At 50.7% G+C, this 19721-nt stretch carries 14 protein-coding genes; 9 read left to right on the top strand and 5 right to left on the bottom strand.

The window, feature by feature from the left end; genetic code table 11:
• Positions 1-254: 254 nt before the first annotated feature.
• Positions 255-2888, bottom strand: a complete 2634-nt coding sequence (gyrA, locus tag JJB97_RS01965; RefSeq protein WP_238712127.1) for a DNA topoisomerase (ATP-hydrolyzing) subunit A — start codon at positions 2886-2888, stop codon at positions 255-257.
• 157 nt (positions 2889-3045) lie between these two features.
• Between gyrA and ubiG the strand changes: the two genes are divergently transcribed.
• The 5 genes from ubiG (at position 3046) to JJB97_RS01940 (ending at position 9873) form a co-directional block, all read left to right on the top strand.
• Entirely contained in the window at positions 3046-3801 is a 756-nt protein-coding gene (gene ubiG, locus JJB97_RS01960; RefSeq protein ID WP_238712126.1) for a bifunctional 2-polyprenyl-6-hydroxyphenol methylase/3-demethylubiquinol 3-O-methyltransferase UbiG, read from the top strand.
• 734 nt (positions 3802-4535) lie between these two features.
• A complete protein-coding gene (gene nrdA / locus JJB97_RS01955) occupies positions 4536-6821 on the top strand; it encodes a class 1a ribonucleoside-diphosphate reductase subunit alpha (protein ID WP_238712125.1) in 2286 nt (761 codons plus the stop codon).
• Positions 6822-7037: 216 nt separating this feature from the next.
• Positions 7038-8168: a class Ia ribonucleoside-diphosphate reductase subunit beta gene (nrdB, locus tag JJB97_RS01950; RefSeq protein WP_238712124.1), complete on the top strand. Its 1131-nt coding sequence runs from the start codon at positions 7038-7040 to the stop codon at positions 8166-8168.
• Between the two features lie 2 nt (positions 8169-8170).
• Positions 8171-8431, top strand: a complete 261-nt coding sequence (yfaE, locus tag JJB97_RS01945; protein WP_238712123.1) for a class I ribonucleotide reductase maintenance protein YfaE — start codon at positions 8171-8173, stop codon at positions 8429-8431.
• A gap of 449 nt (positions 8432-8880) precedes the next feature.
• Positions 8881-9873, top strand: coding sequence for a helix-turn-helix transcriptional regulator (locus JJB97_RS01940; protein WP_238712122.1), 993 nt, complete (start codon positions 8881-8883; stop codon positions 9871-9873).
• Positions 9874-9897: 24 nt separating this feature from the next.
• Here JJB97_RS01940 and JJB97_RS01935 read toward each other — a convergent pair whose 3' ends face one another.
• The 3 genes from JJB97_RS01935 to JJB97_RS01925 are packed head-to-tail and all read right to left on the bottom strand — an operon-like array spanning position 9898 to position 12471.
• Entirely contained in the window at positions 9898-10539 is a 642-nt protein-coding gene (locus JJB97_RS01935; protein ID WP_238712121.1) for a cysteine hydrolase family protein, read from the bottom strand.
• Between the two features lie 28 nt (positions 10540-10567).
• On the bottom strand, positions 10568-11629 hold the full coding sequence (locus tag JJB97_RS01930) for an LLM class flavin-dependent oxidoreductase (RefSeq protein ID WP_238712120.1): 1062 nt from the start codon (positions 11627-11629) through the stop codon (positions 10568-10570).
• A 41-nt stretch (positions 11630-11670) separates the two neighbouring features.
• A complete protein-coding gene (locus tag JJB97_RS01925) occupies positions 11671-12471 on the bottom strand; it encodes a hypothetical protein (RefSeq protein WP_238712119.1) in 801 nt (266 codons plus the stop codon).
• 289 nt (positions 12472-12760) lie between these two features.
• Here JJB97_RS01925 and JJB97_RS01920 point away from each other — a divergent pair, with 289 nt between their 5' ends.
• Genes JJB97_RS01920 through JJB97_RS01905 form a run of 4 tightly spaced genes read left to right on the top strand, consistent with a single transcriptional unit; the run spans position 12761 to position 18009 of the window.
• Positions 12761-13786: an ABC transporter permease gene (locus JJB97_RS01920; RefSeq protein ID WP_238712118.1), complete on the top strand. Its 1026-nt coding sequence runs from the start codon at positions 12761-12763 to the stop codon at positions 13784-13786.
• A 1-nt stretch (position 13787) separates the two neighbouring features.
• Positions 13788-14630, top strand: a complete 843-nt coding sequence (locus JJB97_RS01915; protein ID WP_238712117.1) for an ABC transporter permease — start codon at positions 13788-13790, stop codon at positions 14628-14630.
• Between the two features lie 10 nt (positions 14631-14640).
• The gene (locus JJB97_RS01910) at positions 14641-16470 is read left to right on the top strand and encodes an ABC transporter ATP-binding protein (RefSeq protein WP_238712116.1); all 1830 of its coding nucleotides are present in this window, start codon (positions 14641-14643) and stop codon (positions 16468-16470) included.
• Positions 16471-18009, top strand: a complete 1539-nt coding sequence (locus JJB97_RS01905; RefSeq protein WP_238712115.1) for an ABC transporter substrate-binding protein — start codon at positions 16471-16473, stop codon at positions 18007-18009.
• A 77-nt stretch (positions 18010-18086) separates the two neighbouring features.
• Here JJB97_RS01905 and glpT read toward each other — a convergent pair whose 3' ends face one another.
• Positions 18087-19436 (bottom strand): glycerol-3-phosphate transporter, encoded by a 1350-nt coding sequence (glpT, locus tag JJB97_RS01900; RefSeq protein WP_238712114.1) that lies wholly within the window; start codon positions 19434-19436, stop codon positions 18087-18089.
• Positions 19437-19721 lie beyond the last annotated feature (285 nt).

Genomic DNA, 19721 nt, shown 5'->3' with positions numbered 1-19721 from the left:
GCCTCAGGCGCACATCTGTTGTTAACCTTTACTTTCCCGCCTGGGTTTACAAAAAAACGCGATGCGGCTAAGGCGCAAAGTAAAAAAGCCGAGACTGCTGACAAACCCCATCCTGGCGCAGACAGGATGGATGAAACACAATAAAAATATGGAAAATCAATGCATTGATTTTCGCCTGCTTATCACAAAGACGGTAAAACCCCGTTTTTTCCTTCTTTGTCAACAATCTGAAGCCGGGTTTCCCCGGCCTGCTTTTATGCGTCGTCGGTTTGCGCGTCGTCATCCATGTCCGCTTCCGGCGCAATTTCATCTTCGCCTTCCGCTACGCTGCCGTCGATGCTGTCCAGCTCTTCATCATCAACCGGCTCCGCCACGCGCTGCAGCCCTACCACATTTTCGTCTTCCGCAGTGCGGATCAGAATAACGCCCTGTGTATTACGGCCCACGATGCTTACTTCAGACACGCGGGTACGCACCAGCGTACCGGCATCGGTAATCATCATTATCTGATCGCAGTCGTCTACCTGTACCGCGCCCACAACGCTGCCGTTGCGCTCGGTAACCTTAATGGAGATAACGCCCTGGGTCGCGCGCGATTTAGTGGGGTATTCGCCTGCGGCGGTACGCTTGCCATAGCCATTCTGCGTGACGGTAAGGATGGCGCCGTCGCCGTGCGGAATAATAAGCGAGACCACGCTATCGCCTTCGGCCATCCTGATACCGCGTACCCCTGTGGCGGTACGGCCCATTGCGCGCACGGCATCTTCTTTAAAACGCACCACCTTACCCAACGCGGAAAACAGCATGACGTCATCATTGCCGTCGGTCAGGTCAACGCCAATTAGCTCATCGCCTTCGTTAAGGTTAACGGCAATGATCCCGGCGCTGCGCGGGCGGCTGAATTCGGTAAGCGCCGTTTTCTTTACCGTTCCGCTGGCGGTCGCCATAAATACGTTCACGCCCTCGGCATACTCGCGCACCGGCAGGATAGCGGTAATGCGTTCATTGGCTTCCAGCGGCAGCAGGTTGACTATCGGGCGGCCACGCGCGCCGCGGCTGGCCTCAGGCAACTGATAAACTTTCATCCAGTACAAACGCCCGCGGCTGGAGAAGCACAGAATCGTGTCGTGGGTGTTTGCCACCAGCAGGCGGTCAATAAAGTCTTCTTCTTTAATACGCGCGGCGGATTTACCTTTACCCCCGCGGCGCTGCGCCTCGTAGTCAGACAGCGGCTGATACTTCACGTAGCCCTGGTGAGACAGCGTGACCACGACGTCTTCCTGGCTAATCAAATCTTCAATATTGATATCGGCGCTGTTGGCGGTAATTTCCGTGCGGCGCTGGTCGCCAAACTGTTCGCGAATCAACTCCAGCTCTTCGCGGATAACCTCCATCAAACGATCGGCGCTACCGAGGATATGCAGCAGTTCGGCTATCTGCTCCAGCAGCAGCTTGTATTCGTCAAGCAGCTTTTCATGCTCCAGACCGGTCAGCTTTTGCAAACGCAGATCGAGGATAGCCTGAGCCTGCTGTTCCGTCAGACGATATTTCCCGTCATGGATGCCAAACTCCGGCTCCAGCCATTCAGGGCGAGCGGCGTCGTCTCCGGCACGTTCCAGCATGGCGGCTACGTTGCCCAGATCCCATTGCTGCGCAATCAGGCCCGCTTTTGCCTCAGCCGGCGTCGGCGCGCGGCGGATAAGCCCAATAATCGGATCGATATTCGCCAGCGCAATGGCTAAACCTTCAAGGATGTGGGCGCGCTCGCGCGCTTTGCGCAGCTCAAAAATAGTGCGCCGAGTCACCACTTCACGGCGGTGGCGTACGAACGCTTCCAGAATGCCTTTAAGGGTCATTATTTTCGGCTGGCCATGATGCAGCGCCACCATATTGATGCCGAAAGAGACCTGGAGTTGGGTCTGGGAATAGAGGTTGTTTAACACCACTTCGCCAACCGCATCGCGTTTAATTTCAATGACGATGCGCATACCATCTTTATCGGACTCGTCGCGCAGGGCGCTAATGCCCTCAACGCGCTTGTCTTTTACCAGCTCGGCGATTTTCTCAATCAGACGCGCTTTGTTCACCTGGTAGGGAATTTCATGCACGATGATGGTTTCACGGCCGCTTTTAGCATCCACTTCCACTTCCGCGCGGGCGCGAATATAGATTTTGCCGCGCCCGGTACGGTAGGCCTCTTCAATGCCGCGACGGCCGTTGATGATAGCGGCGGTTGGGAAATCGGGTCCGGGAATATGCTCCATCAGCCCTTCAACGCTGATGTTCTCATCGTCGATATAGGCCAGACAGCCGTTAATCACTTCCGTGAGGTTATGCGGAGGAATATTCGTCGCCATACCAACTGCGATACCGGAAGAGCCGTTAACCAGCAGGTTCGGCACCCGGGTTGGCATCACTTCCGGAATTTTTTCCGTGCCATCGTAGTTGTCAACGAAATCAACCGTCTCTTTTTCAAGATCGGCCATCAGCTCGTGAGCGATTTTATGCAGACGGATTTCGGTATAACGCATCGCCGCCGCAGAATCGCCGTCGATAGAGCCAAAGTTGCCTTGCCCGTCAACCAACGTGTAGCGCAGCGAAAACGGCTGCGCCATGCGCACAATAGTGTCATAAACCGCAGAATCGCCGTGGGGATGGTATTTACCAATGACGTCACCCACGACGCGGGCTGATTTTTTGTAGGCTTTGTTCCAGTCGTTGCCCAATACATTCATGGCAAAAAGCACGCGGCGGTGAACCGGCTTAAGGCCGTCACGGACATCCGGCAATGCACGGCCGACAATGACCGACATTGCATAGTCCAGATAAGAGTTTTTTAGCTCTTCCTCAATATTAACCGGAGTAATTTCTCTGGCAAGGTCGCTCATGTAACCGCTATCCCTCTGTTTGTATGCCGGATTCAAAGTCTGGAATTATAACACAGCCAGACGGGCAAGTAAGCAAGCCAGGACGCTCGCAGGCGCTTTATTCGCAGGCGTGGCCTGATATACTCGCCGTTATCACAATGAAGGAGTCATAAGAGCCATGAATGCTGAAAACGCGCCCCACTCCCGGAACGTCGATCGCGATGAAATCGCCAAATTTGAAGCCGTCGCCTCACGCTGGTGGGATAAGGAAGGCGAATTTAAGCCTCTGCATCGCATCAACCCATTACGGCTGGGCTATATCTGCGATCGCACAGGCGGCCTGTTCGGCAAAAACGTTCTGGACGTCGGCTGCGGCGGCGGCATCCTCAGTGAAAGCATGGCGCGCGAAGGCGCAGCGGTAACCGGGCTGGACATGGGCGCCGAACCGCTGCAGGTGGCCCGGCTACACGCCCTGGAAAGCGGCATACGCGTCGATTACGTTCAGCAAACGGTGGAAGAACATGCCGCTCAGCACCCCCATGCTTACGACGTCGTGACCTGCATGGAAATGCTCGAACATGTACCCAACCCGCAGTCGGTCGTTAACGCCTGCGCCGCGCTGGTAAAGCCCGGCGGCCACGTTTTCTTTTCCACCCTCAACCGCAACGGCAAATCCTGGCTAATGGCGGTTGTAGGCGCGGAATATATTCTGCGTATAGTGCCGCGCGGTACGCACGATGTGAAAAAATTCATTAAACCGGCAGAATTGCTGGGCTGGGTTGACGCCACATTGCTGCAGGAGCGTCACATGACGGGGTTACACTACAACCCGCTTTTCGATCGCTTCAGCCTGGGACCGGGAGTGGACGTCAACTACCTGCTGCATACTCAGGCCAGAGAAGCTGAGCAACCGCCCATCGCCAAAGATGCTTAAGGCCTGGCGCACGCCCCCACTACTGAAAACGCGCGGCTGGCGCCGCTTTAGAACGCTGCGTCAGACGCGTTTCTCTCTGCCCCTACGCCCTTCTCACCCTACCGCGCGCGTTGCCAAACCGATAACGGCAACGCGCATTGCTTTACGCCAGGCCTTGCGGCGCAAACAATATCGGGGCCGTTGACGAACGCCGGGCCAAACGATTTCAGCCCGACACATCAAAAAAATAATCTCTTTATGCTTCTCCCTGGCCGCCATGACGTTAGCAAGCATTTGTTTTTAGTCATTATTATCAATCCCTGCCCTCCCACCGCAAACGCTAAACATAACCTGCACTTAACTTCCTGCCGGCAAACCGCCGCACGCCCGGCGCCATCTCATAAACGCGGCGATATTTTCGCGTTTTCCTATTGTTAATGAAGCGAAACTATGTAGCTTGCGTTCTGTGTGAGCAGGAAATCGGCAGCAATAAATTTTTCATTTTTTTTTGCAAATTATTGACACCTTGCCTGGCCCTTACGTGGCATAGACTTAGCGAAAATCGCCCCGACCCAACCCTAATTTGGGCGCAAAATCAATACTTGTTCTCTGCGGATTCCTTACTAAAATACTCACATATTGTGATAACTTAATCGCCATACCCCTATATATAGTATTTATCCACAGGGTTAATCACAAACGATAGCCTGTGTATAAAGCAGGGGATAATTCCATTCAGGACAGGTAATTCCCACATGAATCAGAACCTACTGGTTACAAAACGTGACGGTCGCACTGAACGCATCAATCTGGATAAACTGCACCGCGTGCTGGATTGGGCGGCTGACGGCCTGAATAACGTTTCTATCTCCCAGGTAGAGTTACGTTCACAGATTCAGTTTTATGACGGGATTAAAACCTCCGATATCCACGAGACGATTATCAAAGCCGCAGCGGATCTTATCTCCCGCGAAGCGCCCGATTACCAGTATATGGCCGCGCGCCTGGCCATTTTCCACCTGCGTAAAAAAGCCTACGGCCAGTTTGAACCGCCTGCGCTTTACGACCACGTAGTTAACATGGTTGAGCTGGGCAAATATGACCGCCACCTGCTGGAAGATTATACCGAAGACGAATTCCGCCAGATGGACGACTTTATCGACCACTGGCGCGATATGAACTTTTCCTATGCCGCGGTCAAACAGCTGGAAGGAAAATACCTGGCGCAGAACCGTGTAACCGGCGAAATCTACGAAAGCGCGCAGTTTCTTTATATCCTGGTCGCGGCCTGTCTGTTTTCCGGCTACCCGCGCGACACGCGCCTTGGCTATGTAAAGCGCTTCTACGACGCCATTTCCACCTTTAAAATTTCGCTGCCGACGCCGATTATGTCCGGCGTGCGTACGCCAACCCGCCAGTTCAGCTCCTGTGTGTTGATCGAGTGCGGCGACAGTCTTGATTCCATTAACGCTACTTCCAGCGCTATAGTGAAATATGTCTCGCAGCGCGCCGGCATCGGCATTAACGCCGGACGCATTCGCGCGCTGGGCAGCCCGATTCGCGGCGGCGAAGCGTTCCATACCGGCTGCATTCCTTTTTATAAGCACTTCCAGACTGCGGTAAAATCCTGCTCCCAGGGCGGCGTTCGCGGCGGCGCGGCCACGCTCTTTTACCCCATGTGGCATCTGGAAGTAGAAAGCCTGCTGGTGCTGAAAAACAATCGCGGCACCGAAGCCAACCGCGTGCGACATATGGATTACGGCGTACAGCTCAACAAACTAATGTATACCCGCCTGCTCAAAGGCGGCGATATCACGCTGTTTAGCCCATCCGACGTACCGGGGCTGTACGATGCTTTCTTTGCCGATCAGGACGAGTTCGAACGCCTGTATGTAAAATACGAAAACGACGACAGTATCCGTAAACAGTCAATCAAGGCAGCCGACCTGTTCTCGCTGATGATGCAGGAGCGCGCCTCCACCGGGCGCATCTATATTCAGAACGTCGATCACTGCAATACCCACAGCCCGTTCAACGCCGGTATCGCGCCGGTACGCCAGTCCAATCTGTGCCTGGAGATAGCGCTGCCGACCAAACCGTTAAATGACGTAAACGACGAAAACGGCGAAATCGCGCTGTGCACGCTGTCGGCTTTTAACCTGGGCGCTATCGATAGCCTGGACGAACTTGAAGAGCTGGCCACGCTTGCCGTGCGCGCGCTGGACGCGCTGCTTGACTATCAGGACTACCCTATCCTGGCGGCAAAGCGCGGCGCAATGGGCCGCCGCACGCTGGGGATTGGCGTGATTAACTTTGCTTACTATCTGGCAAAACACGGCGTACGCTACTCCGACGGCAGCGCAAACAATCTGACGCACAAAACGTTTGAAGCCATTCAGTACTGGCTATTAAAAGCGTCTAACGCGCTGGCAAAAGAACAGGGCGCCTGCCCGTGGTTCAATGAAACGACCTACGCGCAGGGCATTTTGCCAATTGATACCTATAAAAAGGATCTGGATGCCATCAGTAACGAACCGCTGCACTACGACTGGGAGGCGCTGCGTGAATCAATTAAAACGCACGGCCTGCGCAACTCCACGCTCTCAGCGCTGATGCCGTCGGAAACCTCTTCGCAGATTTCCAACGCTACCAACGGCATTGAGCCGCCACGCGGCCACATCAGTATTAAGGCATCCAAAGACGGTATCCTGCGCCAGGTCGTACCGGATTATGAGCAACTAAAAGACCGCTATGAACTGCTGTGGGATATGCCGGGCAACGATGGTTACCTGCAACTGGTGGGACTGATGCAGAAATTTATCGATCAGTCTATCTCAGCCAACACCAATTACGACCCAACGCGCTTTACCAGCGGCAAAGTGCCGATGCAGCAACTGCTCAAAGATCTGCTTACGGCCTATAAATTTGGCGTGAAAACGCTCTATTACCAGAACACCCGCGATGGCGCGGAAGATGCTCAGGACGATCTGGCGCCGTCTATCCAGGACGACGGCTGCGAAAGCGGCGCATGTAAAATCTGACGATCAGGGGCAGGCCCGCCTCCCCCCGAAGCTGTCGGCTGACGCCTGGCTGAACGAATTCAGGCAGAGATATCGGGTTGTTAAAACAGGAAAATCAACGCATTAAATTTCGGCTGTTAACCACAAAGCGAGCAAAACGCCTGTTTTGACCGCCTTGTCAATAATCTGAGGGGGAGAGGCCAGCCTTCTCTCTTCCTGCTTCACAGGACATAGCACATGGCATACACCACATTTTCACAGACGAAAAACGATCAGCTCAAAGAGCCGATGTTCTTCGGCCAGCCGGTTAACGTGGCCCGCTTCGATCAGCAAAAATATGAAATTTTCGAAAAGCTAATTGAAAAGCAGCTTTCGTTTTTCTGGCGGCCGGAAGAGGTTGATGTCTCCCGCGACCGTATTGACTACCAGAGCCTGCCGGATCATGAAAAACACATTTTTATCAGCAATCTGAAATACCAGACGCTGCTAGACTCCATCCAGGGCCGCAGCCCAAACGTAGCGCTGTTGCCGCTTATTTCCATTCCCGAACTGGAAACCTGGGTGGAAACCTGGGCGTTTTCTGAAACCATTCATTCGCGCTCGTACACGCATATTATTCGCAACATTGTTAATGACCCATCGTTGGTATTTGACGATATCGTCACCAACGAAGAGATCCTCAAGCGTGCAAAAGACATCTCTAACTACTATGACGACCTGATTGAGATGACCAGCTACTGGCATTTGTTGGGCGAAGGCACGCACAGCGTCAACGGCAAAACCGTGACAGTAAACCTGCGTGAGCTGAAAAAGCAGCTTTACCTGTGCCTGATGAGCGTTAACGCGCTGGAAGCGATTCGTTTCTACGTCAGCTTCGCCTGCTCCTTCGCGTTTGCCGAGCGCGAACTTATGGAAGGCAACGCTAAAATTATCCGCCTTATCGCCCGTGACGAAGCCCTGCATCTGACCGGCACTCAGCATATGTTGAACCTGCTGCGCAGCGGTGAAGACGATCCGGAAATGGCGGATATTGCCCGGGAGTGTCAGCAGGAATGCTATGACCTGTTTGTGATGGCGGCGCAGCAGGAGAAAGAGTGGGCGGAATATCTGTTCCGCGATGGTTCGATGATCGGGCTGAATAAAGATATTCTGTGCCAGTACGTAGAGTACATCACCAACATTCGTATGCAGGCGGTAGGGTTGGATCTGCCGTTCCAGACGCGCTCTAATCCGATTCCGTGGATCAACGCCTGGCTGGTATCTGACAACGTTCAGGTAGCGCCGCAGGAAGTGGAAGTCAGCTCTTACCTGGTCGGACAAATCGATTCCAACATCGATACCGACGATCTGAGTAATTTTCAGCTTTAATTATGGCGATCCGCATCCTGCTCAGCGCTACCGGCACACAACTACAGTGCCGCCAGCAGGAACACCCTTCTTTGCTGGCGGCGCTGGAGCATCACCGGATAAAAGTGGAATTCCAGTGCCGCGAAGGCTATTGCGGCGCCTGCCGCACGCGGCTGCTGGCAGGAGAGGTCTGCTGGCTAACCACGCCGCTGGCCTTTATTAAGCCTGATGAAATTCTCCCCTGCTGCTGCAAAGCGCGGGGAGATATTGAAATAGATTTATAACCGCCAGATAAAGCGCTGGCAAACCTTATTGCGCAGTATTTCAGCATACTGCGTAAAGTTCCCGGTCCGATAACCCCGACGCTTACCAGGGCTTTTTAGCAACAGGCACGTCCATCCTGCCGGTCTGCCAGGCAAATATATTCTGTATTTAAGTTTATAGATAATAGTTTCACACATGGAACTATAGTTTGACAGACCATCTTATTTACTCTTTTTCACTTTCCTAAAACGTTTACTATTTTTAACATGGAAAATAATAATTACTTCACCGAAAGTATGTAACCATGTTAGTCTTTCTGACAAAGGAATTCTCCCATTTATTTATTGTCCGGCCTTGCTTTTACTTCCTGTGCTAAGCTTATTTTCCGAAAGTTATATTAAATCAAAACCAGTAAATTTCCTAACGAGCAGCGCTTACTTGCCATTTTTTAAACCAACAAGGAATAAAGATGACCTTAACTTTAGAGAATGCATTTGAATGGAAGGTATCCACCAGAAATTATACTATGGAGCAAAGTGAACAGATATGGCAGACGGCTATGGGAAATCTTTACCTCACCGTAAATCATCATTATTCCACTACATTAGATGGGGAAATATTATTTAAGAAATCCCCCGCAGGCATGAGCATAGCGTCAATAACCGGCACACCTCAAACTATCATTGGCACCCCGCCGGGACAGATTGATAATTTATGGTTGGCTATCGTATTACAGGGAGATACTTCACTTCATATAAACAACAAAAATGTTCAATTCGATAATAACTGCATACTCTATGGCTCCTGTAACGCCAGCCACCATATTATACTCAATATGACCAGCCAGTTCCGTCTACTAACCATTGGCATGCCGGTTAACATCTTTTATAAACGGCTCATTAATCCTCATTCTGTTCCGCCAGGCGTACTTAACACAGCGAACGGCATCGGCCACATATTGCACAGCATGCTTGCTTCCGTAGACAGAAAGCTTTTGCAGCTAAACAGCCGGGACTTTCACGCCATCGACATTTCTCTGATTGAATTTTTCCTTTCCAGCCTGGCGGAAAATGTAAACCTCAAGAACTTTACCAATCATGCAGAAACACAGTTGTTTCAGCGTATATGTGATTCCATTGAAGCCCAAATAGCAAATGCGGACCTTAAACTACATACTGTCTCCTGCATCAATCAGGTTTCAACAAGGTACATACAAAAATTATTTACAAGTGCAGGCATGAAATTTAATCAATATATTCGTGAGCGACGAATAGAACTATGTAAACGCGATCTGGCCAACCCACACTATGCTAATTTATCCATTTCTGAAATATGCTACAAATGGGGATTTAGCGACCTGGCCTACTTTAGTAGAGTATTCAGTCAGCATGTCGGTATTTCCCCCAGAGCTTACCGCGAGATGCTTAAAAAAAATATTAACACTCACATATCACACGTTTAGCCCACTATAAAAACAACACTGTAGTTAACTTTTATTTTTTTGCCTGCCTGAATTATGGAAAAATGACACAACCTGCTCGGTTGTACAGGTAATAGCAAAATGGTGAGATAAAATATTTAATGCAGCATCATGGAAATCCGGCCGGTAAGAAGCGCAACCATCACTGACAATAAAAACGGAGTAATCAAGCTGAAAAGCATCACGCGCTGTTGTATCCACACAGCATTCCGTTGTTAACCCGCAGATAATTAGCGCGGTTATTCCTTTATTGATAAGCTGTTGTTTAAAATCCGTTCCCAAAAAAGCACTGTACTTATGCTTATAAATTACCGTATCAGTTTGCGATGGGCTAAGTGGGTAAAAGGTAGCGCCTGCGGTATGCGCCCGACACAGACGAGAGGTTAGCCCGGGATCTTTCCCTGCCCTGCGCATAAATTTCCGCCAAACCGGCGAGTCCGTCTCCGGGCTGGTGTGTAGACCAATAAAGAAAATACACATATCGGCCTGACGGGCCGCCTGATAAAGACGAGAAACGTTCTCCAGAGCGGACCGCACCGCTTCGCAGGCCTCACCTGGAACAGAAAGAGGCGGCACAAAGTCCTGTTGAACATCGATAATACAGAGCGCGCATCGCTCCTGTCTCAACCAGTTATGTAATTCCCGCATATCTGTTCCCCCCGCCTCCCCCGATACCTCAACGCAACGCGGCTTTTACCTGCGGCATAATTTGCCGGCCGAAAACCGCCAGACCGTCACGATATTCAGGAAATGTCAGCATCACGCCATCAAGTTCGCAGGAGCGAATCAACTCAACCAGCAGCCGGGCGCAGGTTTGCGGACTACCGACAATCGTGTGATTCATAAACGCGCTGCTGGCGCGCGCGACCAGGCTGGCGGCGCTTTTAATATCCATACCATAACTTTTCATTATTCCTTCAACGCCCGCAGTATCAATACCTTCCCGGTAGTATTGTTCTGTTTCCTGCGCCTGCTTATCTGTTGCGGCAATAATAAGCGAGCACATGCAATATACCCGTGTTGTTGTATCGTATTCACGTGCGAGCCTGCGGGCCATCTGGCTATTATTTCTTATCGCATTAAGGTCTTTACCCCCAATAAAGCAGGCATCAGTGTGCTGCACAGTAAAACGTAGCCCCCTTTCCGACTGCCCTGCGCAAATTAACCAGGGGCGCGGCTGCGTGACAGGCTTAGGCTCACTGACGCAATCTTCAAGCGTAAAAAATTCGCCGTTTAATGTCACACGCTCCTGCGTCCATAAACGCGTTACTGCCTGCGTCCACTCCTGCGTCATTTCATAACGAGCGTCATGGTTTAGCGATGCGTCCCACGCGCCCATTTGAGAAAATTCATCCCGGTACGAACCGGAAACAACATTCAGCCCCGCCCGGCCGCCGCTAATCGCATCCAGCGTCGCGATCATTTTTGCCGCCACGGCAGGGTTATGCAGCCCGGCATGCATCGTAGCAATGAGTCTGGCGCGCTTTGTACAGGCGGCAATTCCCGCCATTAAGGTTACCGATTCAAGCGAACGCCCCCAGTGGTCGGTTTTGCCGCCAAACCCCCGCCATTTTCCCATAGACATAATAAAATCCAGGCCAAGCTCATCGGCTAATACAGCAGCATCGCGATTTTGTTGCCAGGACGCATCCAGCGGCGGCGTATTTTCAGAAATAATCCACCCGCCGCTTGCAACAGGCAGAAAAACGCCAAACTGACACTCTTTTTCAGTATTCATAAAATCTCTCCGGTTTTAGACATAAATAAGTGGATTACTTTTTATTTCACTATCGAAAAACTGTATCTCACCATAAATCCATATCGGAACTGATTGGTTCTGAAGGCAGGCGTATCCTGTATTTTATATTTATTCTTAACAGGATTAATCACGGCGCCAATCCATAAGTGACGGGGGGCATAACCCAGACTTTTACCTAAATCATAGTGAAGCTCCGGTTTAAAATCGATCATCACCGGGTTTCTTCCCTGGCCAAACGTCATATCATAGGTGCCGGCAATGCGGAAATCGCCGATATCTGTAGAAAAGACGGAGCCAAAATCGAGATGCAGCCTCTGATCGTTCCACCCCTTTTTATCATTATGTTCAAAATAATAAATCGTTCTAAACCAGTCCAGGCCCGGAAGCTGCCAGTCCATTGCCAGGCCTGGAAAATAACTGGCTCCCTGCCCGCGGGTTCTTGAAACCCAAAGCGCCAACGAGGTAACTTTAAATATCCCCCATGAAATATCTTTATCGATATTTTTTCCCAGACTTAAACGCGGTATGAACTTATAATAATAGGAACTTTTAGCTCCCTGATAGTCATTGTTTAACGCCGTCTGCCATGTGCCATAGGCATAAAGATCGCCAATACTATAATCTCCCCACGCATCCACAGCGGTTGAAAAAGTGCGACGTGGATCAACCCTGTTATGATCAAAGAAATAAAGTGAACCGTCCAGCGACTGAAAATTGACAAACGGTCGTGAAGCCGCCCCAGCGGCTTCTGTAAAGGCCATCAGGAAAATCACATATAAGCAATATGAAAAAAATTTATTTTTAAAGATCCATACGTTCATACCTGTCCCCTCAAATTATTTCGATGCTCGCCATAAAAGAAAACATCCGTCACCATCAGGAAGCGTTAAAAAACGCCCGATCGTTGCCACCACTTTATTCTCTTAATCATATTCAACCCTGGAAAAAACAAATTGGATTATTGCGCACAATTATTTGACTATACAAAAAAGACACCTATGCCTATTCTCTGATTTATTGCAGCAACGCTAAATACAAACGCATATTTTTAGAAAAAGAATATGTACAAATAATCCGTATTCACAAACTGCCAATGGTGAAATAATAACTATGCGCTACTATTTTTATCGCTATTTGCAATTAACCCTCTGGCAATTAATCAAATATTTCTTGATTACAATCGCCGTGACGTTTTTACTTTTTTCTCTGTTACGGCTTATGCCGCTGGATCCCACTGCGATGGCACAATCCCCAACAGCGACAACGGAGGATATCGCTAAATTAAAACAATACCTTTTACTGGATAAACCTCTATTGCCGCAATATGGTATCTGGCTACGCAATTTGTTGCATGGCGATATCGGAAACGCCATACAAACGGGAAAACCTGTTGCCGATACCCTTCGCGAGACGCTACCCGTTACCGCTATACTTATTTTTATGGCGCTGTTATCGGCTATTATCCACGGCATATTTATTGCGCTGATCGCTTTTCTGCTACGTAGAAAATGCGTCATCATTTTTATTGATACAATAAATAATCTGTGCATCTCCATACCCGCGTTTTTATGGGCTTTACTGCTTATCTTTTTTTTAGGTATCTATGCTAACTTTTTCCCATTTTTTGGGTTAGTTTCTCCTGGCATGACGCTTGATAGCGGAAATACCCCGCTTATTAATAAAATCATTACCAGCAACCGCCCCGAAATCTGGTTCAACAGCCTGTTGCACTTCATACTGCCCTGTTATGCGCTGTCATTGACGCTAATACCCGTTATCGTAAAAAACACCTTTAACCAGCTCAGCGCCGTTTTCCAGCATGACTACATAAGCTATGCAAAATTACGCGGTATAAGCACGACACGCATCCTGCTTTTTCACGCATTACCTAATGCGCTGCCTCCCGTCATTGCGCTTATCAGCGTCCAGGCCAGCATGTTAGTGGGCGGAACGCTTCTGGTTGAGAATATCTTTGGGCTGCCAGGCAGCGGAATGATGATGCTCAAAGCTATTGCCACTCAGGATTTGCCCTTAATTCAGGGTATTGCGCTGTGTTATGCCATTGCCGTTATCTTTATTCAGGCGGTAACTCACCTTCTTCTGTATTTTCTCACCCCCTATTCACGGAAGCAGTAACATGGGCATTTTTACCGGTTTGTCGTTATTGAGTAATAAAAGAATCATACTGGCGGTTAGCTTACTATTATTTATCATCGCAATAGCTTTACTGGCCCCCTGGCTCAGCCCGCATCCGCCAAATGCGCAAAACTTACAGGCTGCGTTAATACCGCCGGTCTGGGAGCGTGAAGGAACCTGGCGTTATCCTCTGGGCACCACCATTCTTGGTGAATGCATATTATCCCGGCTGCTTTACGCCACCCGTACGGCAATTGAAATCGCGCTGCCAGCAGCGGCAGGCTGCGCAATAGTGGGAATTACGCCCGGCATTTTAGCCGGCTATTTCAGGGGGCGGACGGAAAAAATCGTTCTGGCTTCTATCGAATTATGGATGTCCTTTCCCGCCGTCGTGCTGTCTTTACTTATCGTTATTGTTTTATCTCCCGGTATCGCCAGCATGGTTATCGCAATTGTTCTGATTGACTGGACGCGTTTTTGCCGCGTTATCCATAGTAAGGTCAGCCAACTCAACGCCCGGCAATTCATTATTGTGGCGCGCGCTCTGGGCGCCACGCATCGGCAAATTATTATCAACGATATCTTTCCCCACTTACTCAAGGACATTGTGATGTTATTTAGCATCGAAATGGCCGTCGCCGTGGTCGTGGAAAGCACTGTCTCCTTTATTGGCGTTTCGGTTAATCCCGAAAACCCTTCATGGGGCGCATTACTCGCCCAGGGCCTGGATTATGCCTACAGCGCCCCCTGGGTATTTATTCAACCCGCGCTGTGCATTATCAGTTTCGTGCTGATTTGTACCTTATTTAGCGACGGCTTTAGCCAAAACCCGGCAAATGATTAGCAGGTACCTTATGAAAGACATTAGCGTCTCACATAACCCAGACCGCCCCGGATGGCTGGGCGCCGATAATGTTTGTATCGGCTATCGTATGAATGGCACACTTTATACACTGCTCAATAAGATTCATTTCTCGTTACCCGCCGGCGAAACGCTCGGTATCATTGGTGAATCGGGCGCGGGAAAAAGCCTTTTGCTTCGCACGCTGGCAAACCAGTTACCCGACGGCTTTATCCATACAGGCGGGACGTTTGCCTGGTATAACAGCGATGGGCAAACAAGCCGGCAACTGCAGGCTGGTGTGGAATTAACGTTTATTCCACAGGATCCCATTAACGCTCTTAATCCTCTTTACACCATTGGCCGCCATTTTCGCGAACAGCTCGCGCGCCTTGGTATCGGTAAAAAGCAGGCGAACGAACGCGCTATCGCTATGCTGCAGGAGGTGAACCTGGCTGATGCCCGCGAGCTTCTGGCGCGCTACCCCCATCAGATTTCAGGAGGAATGTGCCAACGCATTGTCATCGCGCTGGCTTTTATTACCAACCCGGTCCTTGTTGTTTGCGATGAAGCCACCAGCGCGCTTGATAATATCAGCCAGGCGCACGTCATCAGGTTAATCCAGAAAATACAAAGGCAAACGGGCACCAGCGTTATTTTTGTCACGCATAACCTTGCTTTTGTTTCGCGTTATTGTGAAAAGCTGCTGGTCATGTACGGGGGCGAAATCGTTGAGCAAGGCGTCGCGAAACACATACTGCGCAGGCCCGCTCATCCCTATACGCTTGCCCTTTTACAGGCGCAACCCCAGCAACATGCGGGCCTGCGGCTACAAACGCTTAAAGGCGCGCCTGCGGCGGTGAACATACTGAACGCCCTGTCCTGTCGTTTCTCTCCTCGCTGCCATTACTGCCGCCCGCAGTGTCTTATTAACGCAATGAAAACAACCTGCGCAGGATATGATGAAGCCACGCTATCGCGTCAGGTACGCTGTCACTATCCCTGGCCTGAGCCATTAAAGCAGACCAAACCTGAGGCTGCGTCTATCGCCGCAACGCCTCATACCTCTGCCGTTTTACAGCTAAAAAATATCGCCAAAAGCTATAAAAATGGCGACGCGTTTACTTCCACGGCCGCGTCGGCGCTGGACAATATTAATTTCAGCGTTTTTCCCGGCGAATTTATCGGCATAACAGGCGTTAGCGGAAGCGGCAAGTCCACCCTGGCAAAGGTTATAGCAGGAATAGAAGCCGCCGACTGCGGCAGTATCCTGTTAAATCAGCAGGCGGTAAGCCAAAGCAGGCAGGATAAAAAGCGCAGAACGCAAGCGATACAGATTATTTTGCAGGATTACAACCAGGCGCTAAATCCCCACCGCACGGTCGAAAGCTTGCTGACGCAACGCATGGAGTACAGCGCAGCGGATACGCAAACCCGAACGCTGCGCGCGCGTGAACTTCTGGCGCTGCTGGAGCTGGACCCTGTATTGCTGCAACGTTTTCCTCATCAGCTATCGGGCGGCCAGCGCCAGCGCATCAATATTGGCAGGGCCATCTGCACAATGCCGCAATTGTTAATCGCTGATGAAATTACTTCCGGGCTGGATGTATCAGTGCAAGCCAGGATATTGAATCTGCTGCGGGATCTTAAAGCGCGCTACGGCATCGCTCTGCTTTTTATCTCACACGATTTGCAGATTGTTCATCATCTGTGCGACAGGGTAATCGTACTGGATCGGGGAAAGATAATCGAAACGGGCGACAGCGAGGCGATATTCCGTCATCCGCAAACCCCTTTCACCCGCCGGTTGCTTCAGCACAGCCTGTGGCATAAGGAGAATTAAATGCCTATTTCACGCCGCCATTTTCTCTGTCTGTCTACGCTACTGTTGATGCCCGCAACAGGCATCAGCAGCAGGCGGGAGAAAACGTTAACCGTGGCCTGGCCTGTCGATGTTTTAAGCCGGGATCCGGCCAGAGGTACGCCGATACAATCACCCATACTGAAATGCGTATACGATCAGCCGCTTGGCCTTTCACCCTCGCTGGATATCGTACCGGCGCTTATCACCCGCTTTCGCTGGCTTGATCGTTTTAACACCATACTGAAACTGCATTTCAGGAACGATGTTCTTTTTCATAACGGTCAGCCGTTTAGCGCCCGAGACTTTGCTTTTTCATTTCTGGAGCGCGCGCGGCTTTTGCCCGGCACACTTCTTTCAGGCATCTGGGGCAATATCGAACGCATCGAGACGCCCGACGCATTCACGGCGGTTGTGCATTTTACCCGCCCTATGGCCACGGCGCTGTCAATGATGGTGGATATACCCTCATACGTTGTTCCACAGGAATATTACCAAAAAGTCGGCCCGCAGCAGTTTCGCGCCAAACCCGTCGGTTCCGGGCCCTATCGACTCATTGACTATCAACCCGGCATGCATATTACGCTTGAGGCAAATCCTTTTTACTGGCGAGGCAGACCGGGCTTTGAGCGAATAACGTTTCTTATCGTGCCCGATAAATTATCGCGGCTTGCTATGCTGGAGGCCGGGCACATTGATTTAAGCCTCGACTTCACTACGCGGGATGCGCAAAGCGTCGCAACAAAGGGAAATCTGACGCCGTATTTTCAACCCACAACCGGCATTACGCTGCTGCAAATGGTTAATAAAGGCGCGTTGCAGGACCGCCGGGTCAGGCTGGCTATGCACCATGCTATTAACAAGCCGCTTATTTCAAAAGCTGTTTTCCAGGGGCATGCCTTACCTGTCTCCACCCCGGCGGGAAAAAATATGCCTGGTTACGATCCCGGGTTTACGTTTGCCTGGGATCGGCAAAAAGCGGCACATTTGCTCAAACAGGCCGGTTATTCCCGCCATAAGCCTTTAAAGTTAAACTTTTACACGACCAAAGGCATGTTACCCGGCGACCTTGAGATAGCCAGCGCCATCGCGTATATGTGGAAAGAAGTGGGTATCGATGCGCGGTTACAAATCGTAACGCCAGCCATGCTGGTAAGTTACCGAAATAGTAATAAATTTGACGGGCCGTTGTTACAGGGCTGGAACCCTGCAGCGGGCGATCCGGCTACCTATTCCGGCCTGCTATTGAATCCGGACGCCGCGTTAAGCCTGTGGAAAAGCGACGATCTCAGGGCGGCGCTGCAAAAACTCTCCCTGATAACGGACTTCCATCAGCGCGCAGCGGCATTCAAAACTTTTGACCGCTGGCAGGTATCGCAGGGATATACTATCCCTCTTTTTCAGAACACCTCTGTACTGCTCTATAAACCAGATTTAGCCGTGCCTGAAAATATGGCAGGGCAGGTAGATTTCTTCAAAATACGTCCCCGTCAGAAAACGCGAGGCGATACACAAAGGTGAAACGGGGGGTTGACCCCCTTACGCCTGATAATAAAGCCCGATAGCAGACCGGGAAAGCCGGCTATCGGGCACAACAGTTATAATTTCGCCGCAGCCTGGCGATGATGCTTATGCTCGCCGACCATCACTATCAGCAACAGAATAACGGCCAGCACGCTGCCGCCGATCATTACAATAAATCCGCCGTCCCAGCCAAAGAAATCAACGGTATAACCGACAATCGCGCTCGCAGCGACAGAGCCGCCCAGGTAGCCGAAAAGCCCGGTAAAGCCAGCCGCCGTTCCCGCCGCTTTCTTTGGCGCCAGTTCCAGCGCATGCAACCCTATCAGCATTACGGGGCCGTAAATCAGAAAACCAATAACGATCATACAGGCCATATCTACCGACGGATTTCCCGGCGGATTGAGCCAGTACACCACGGTTGCAATAGTCACAAGCGTCATAAAGAAAACGCCGGTCGCGCCGCGGTTGCCTTTAAACACTTTATCCGACATCCAGCCGCACAGCAGCGTTCCTGGAATGCCAGCGTACTCATACAGAAAGTAAGCCCAGGATGATTTATCCAGCGCGAAATGTTTCACTTCTTTCAGATACGTCGGCGACCAGTCAAGAATACCGTAGCGCAGCAGGTAGACAAACACGTTCGCTACCGCGATGTACCACAAAAGGCGGTTGGGCAGAATGTATTGCATGAAAATCTGCTTTGCCGTTAACTCTTTTTCATGTTTCTCGCTGTAGTCGTCGGGATAATCGTTTTTGTATTCTTCAATCGACGGCAGCCCGCAGGACTGCGGCGTATCGCGCATCATCGCGAAGGCGAACAGCGCAACGACGATAGCAGCAAAGGCCGGCATATACAGCGCAGCGTGCCAGTCGTTGAACCAGGCCATCCCCAACAAAAACAGCAAAGGCGGGATACCTCCTCCTACGTTATGCGCGCAGTTCCACACCGAAACCACGCCGCCGCGTTCTTTTTGCGACCACCAGTGCACCATTGTGCGCCCGCACGGCGGCCACCCCATACCCTGAAACCAACCGCACAGAAACAACAGCCCAAACATCACCATAATGCTGGAGGTCGCCCAGGGCACGAAACCCATAAGCAGCATAACCAGCGCAGCCAGGATCAGCCCCGCAGGCAAAAAAATGCGCGGATTCGAACGATCCGATACCGATCCCATAATAAATTTGGAAAAACCATAGGCGATAGAGATACCGGAAAGCGCAAAGCCCAGATCGCCGCGCGAAAAACCCTGCTCCACCAGATAGGGCATTGCCAGCGTAAAGTTTTTACGCACCAGATAATATGCCGCATAGCCAAAAAATATCCCTGCAAAAATCTGCCAACGCAGGCGACGATAGACCGGATCTATCTTTTCAGACGGTAACCTCGCCTTATGTGCAGCGGGTTTAAAAATACTTAACATGCAGCCTCCGTGGCTATGTTTATGTTTTTATACGAACCTAAAGAAATATCAGCGCAGCCAGGTATGTCGCGATGTTCTTTTTCGCGCCGGATAATACGTAATACGCGCGCTGATGACTGTGAATTATCGCACATTATGTTGTCTTATTTGTTAAATAAGAGACAAAAATGTACCCAAACGCACATAAAATTTTCCTTTTGTTTTCGACTGCACGCGCAATGCAACAAAAAAGCGCGTCGGGGACGGCTTGCGCGAACATAAAAACAAACATGCCTCCTCCCCGTT

It is taken from the genome of Tenebrionibacter intestinalis (assembly GCF_016632365.1).
GTDB classification, from domain to species: domain Bacteria; phylum Pseudomonadota; class Gammaproteobacteria; order Enterobacterales; family Enterobacteriaceae; genus Tenebrionibacter; species Tenebrionibacter intestinalis.
The sequence above is the reverse complement of the archived record's forward strand: the minus strand, read 5'-3'. Positions and strand labels throughout refer to the sequence as shown.

Coding starts and splice junctions, on each gene's coding strand:
- gyrA (WP_238712127.1), bottom strand. CDS start 2,888: ATGAGCGACCTTGCCAGAGAAATTACTCCGGTTAATATTGAGGAAGAG.
- yfaE (WP_238712123.1), top strand. CDS start 8,171: ATGGCGATCCGCATCCTGCTCAGCGCTACCGGCACACAACTACAGTGC.
- nrdA (WP_238712125.1), top strand. CDS start 4,536: ATGAATCAGAACCTACTGGTTACAAAACGTGACGGTCGCACTGAACGC.
- JJB97_RS01910 (WP_238712116.1), top strand. CDS start 14,641: ATGAAAGACATTAGCGTCTCACATAACCCAGACCGCCCCGGATGGCTG.
- nrdB (WP_238712124.1), top strand. CDS start 7,038: ATGGCATACACCACATTTTCACAGACGAAAAACGATCAGCTCAAAGAG.
- glpT (WP_238712114.1), bottom strand. CDS start 19,436: ATGTTAAGTATTTTTAAACCCGCTGCACATAAGGCGAGGTTACCGTCT.
- JJB97_RS01935 (WP_238712121.1), bottom strand. CDS start 10,539: ATGCGGGAATTACATAACTGGTTGAGACAGGAGCGATGCGCGCTCTGT.
- JJB97_RS01925 (WP_238712119.1), bottom strand. CDS start 12,471: ATGAACGTATGGATCTTTAAAAATAAATTTTTTTCATATTGCTTATAT.
- JJB97_RS01905 (WP_238712115.1), top strand. CDS start 16,471: ATGCCTATTTCACGCCGCCATTTTCTCTGTCTGTCTACGCTACTGTTG.
- JJB97_RS01915 (WP_238712117.1), top strand. CDS start 13,788: ATGGGCATTTTTACCGGTTTGTCGTTATTGAGTAATAAAAGAATCATA.
- JJB97_RS01920 (WP_238712118.1), top strand. CDS start 12,761: ATGCGCTACTATTTTTATCGCTATTTGCAATTAACCCTCTGGCAATTA.
- JJB97_RS01940 (WP_238712122.1), top strand. CDS start 8,881: ATGACCTTAACTTTAGAGAATGCATTTGAATGGAAGGTATCCACCAGA.
- JJB97_RS01930 (WP_238712120.1), bottom strand. CDS start 11,629: ATGAATACTGAAAAAGAGTGTCAGTTTGGCGTTTTTCTGCCTGTTGCA.
- ubiG (WP_238712126.1), top strand. CDS start 3,046: ATGAATGCTGAAAACGCGCCCCACTCCCGGAACGTCGATCGCGATGAA.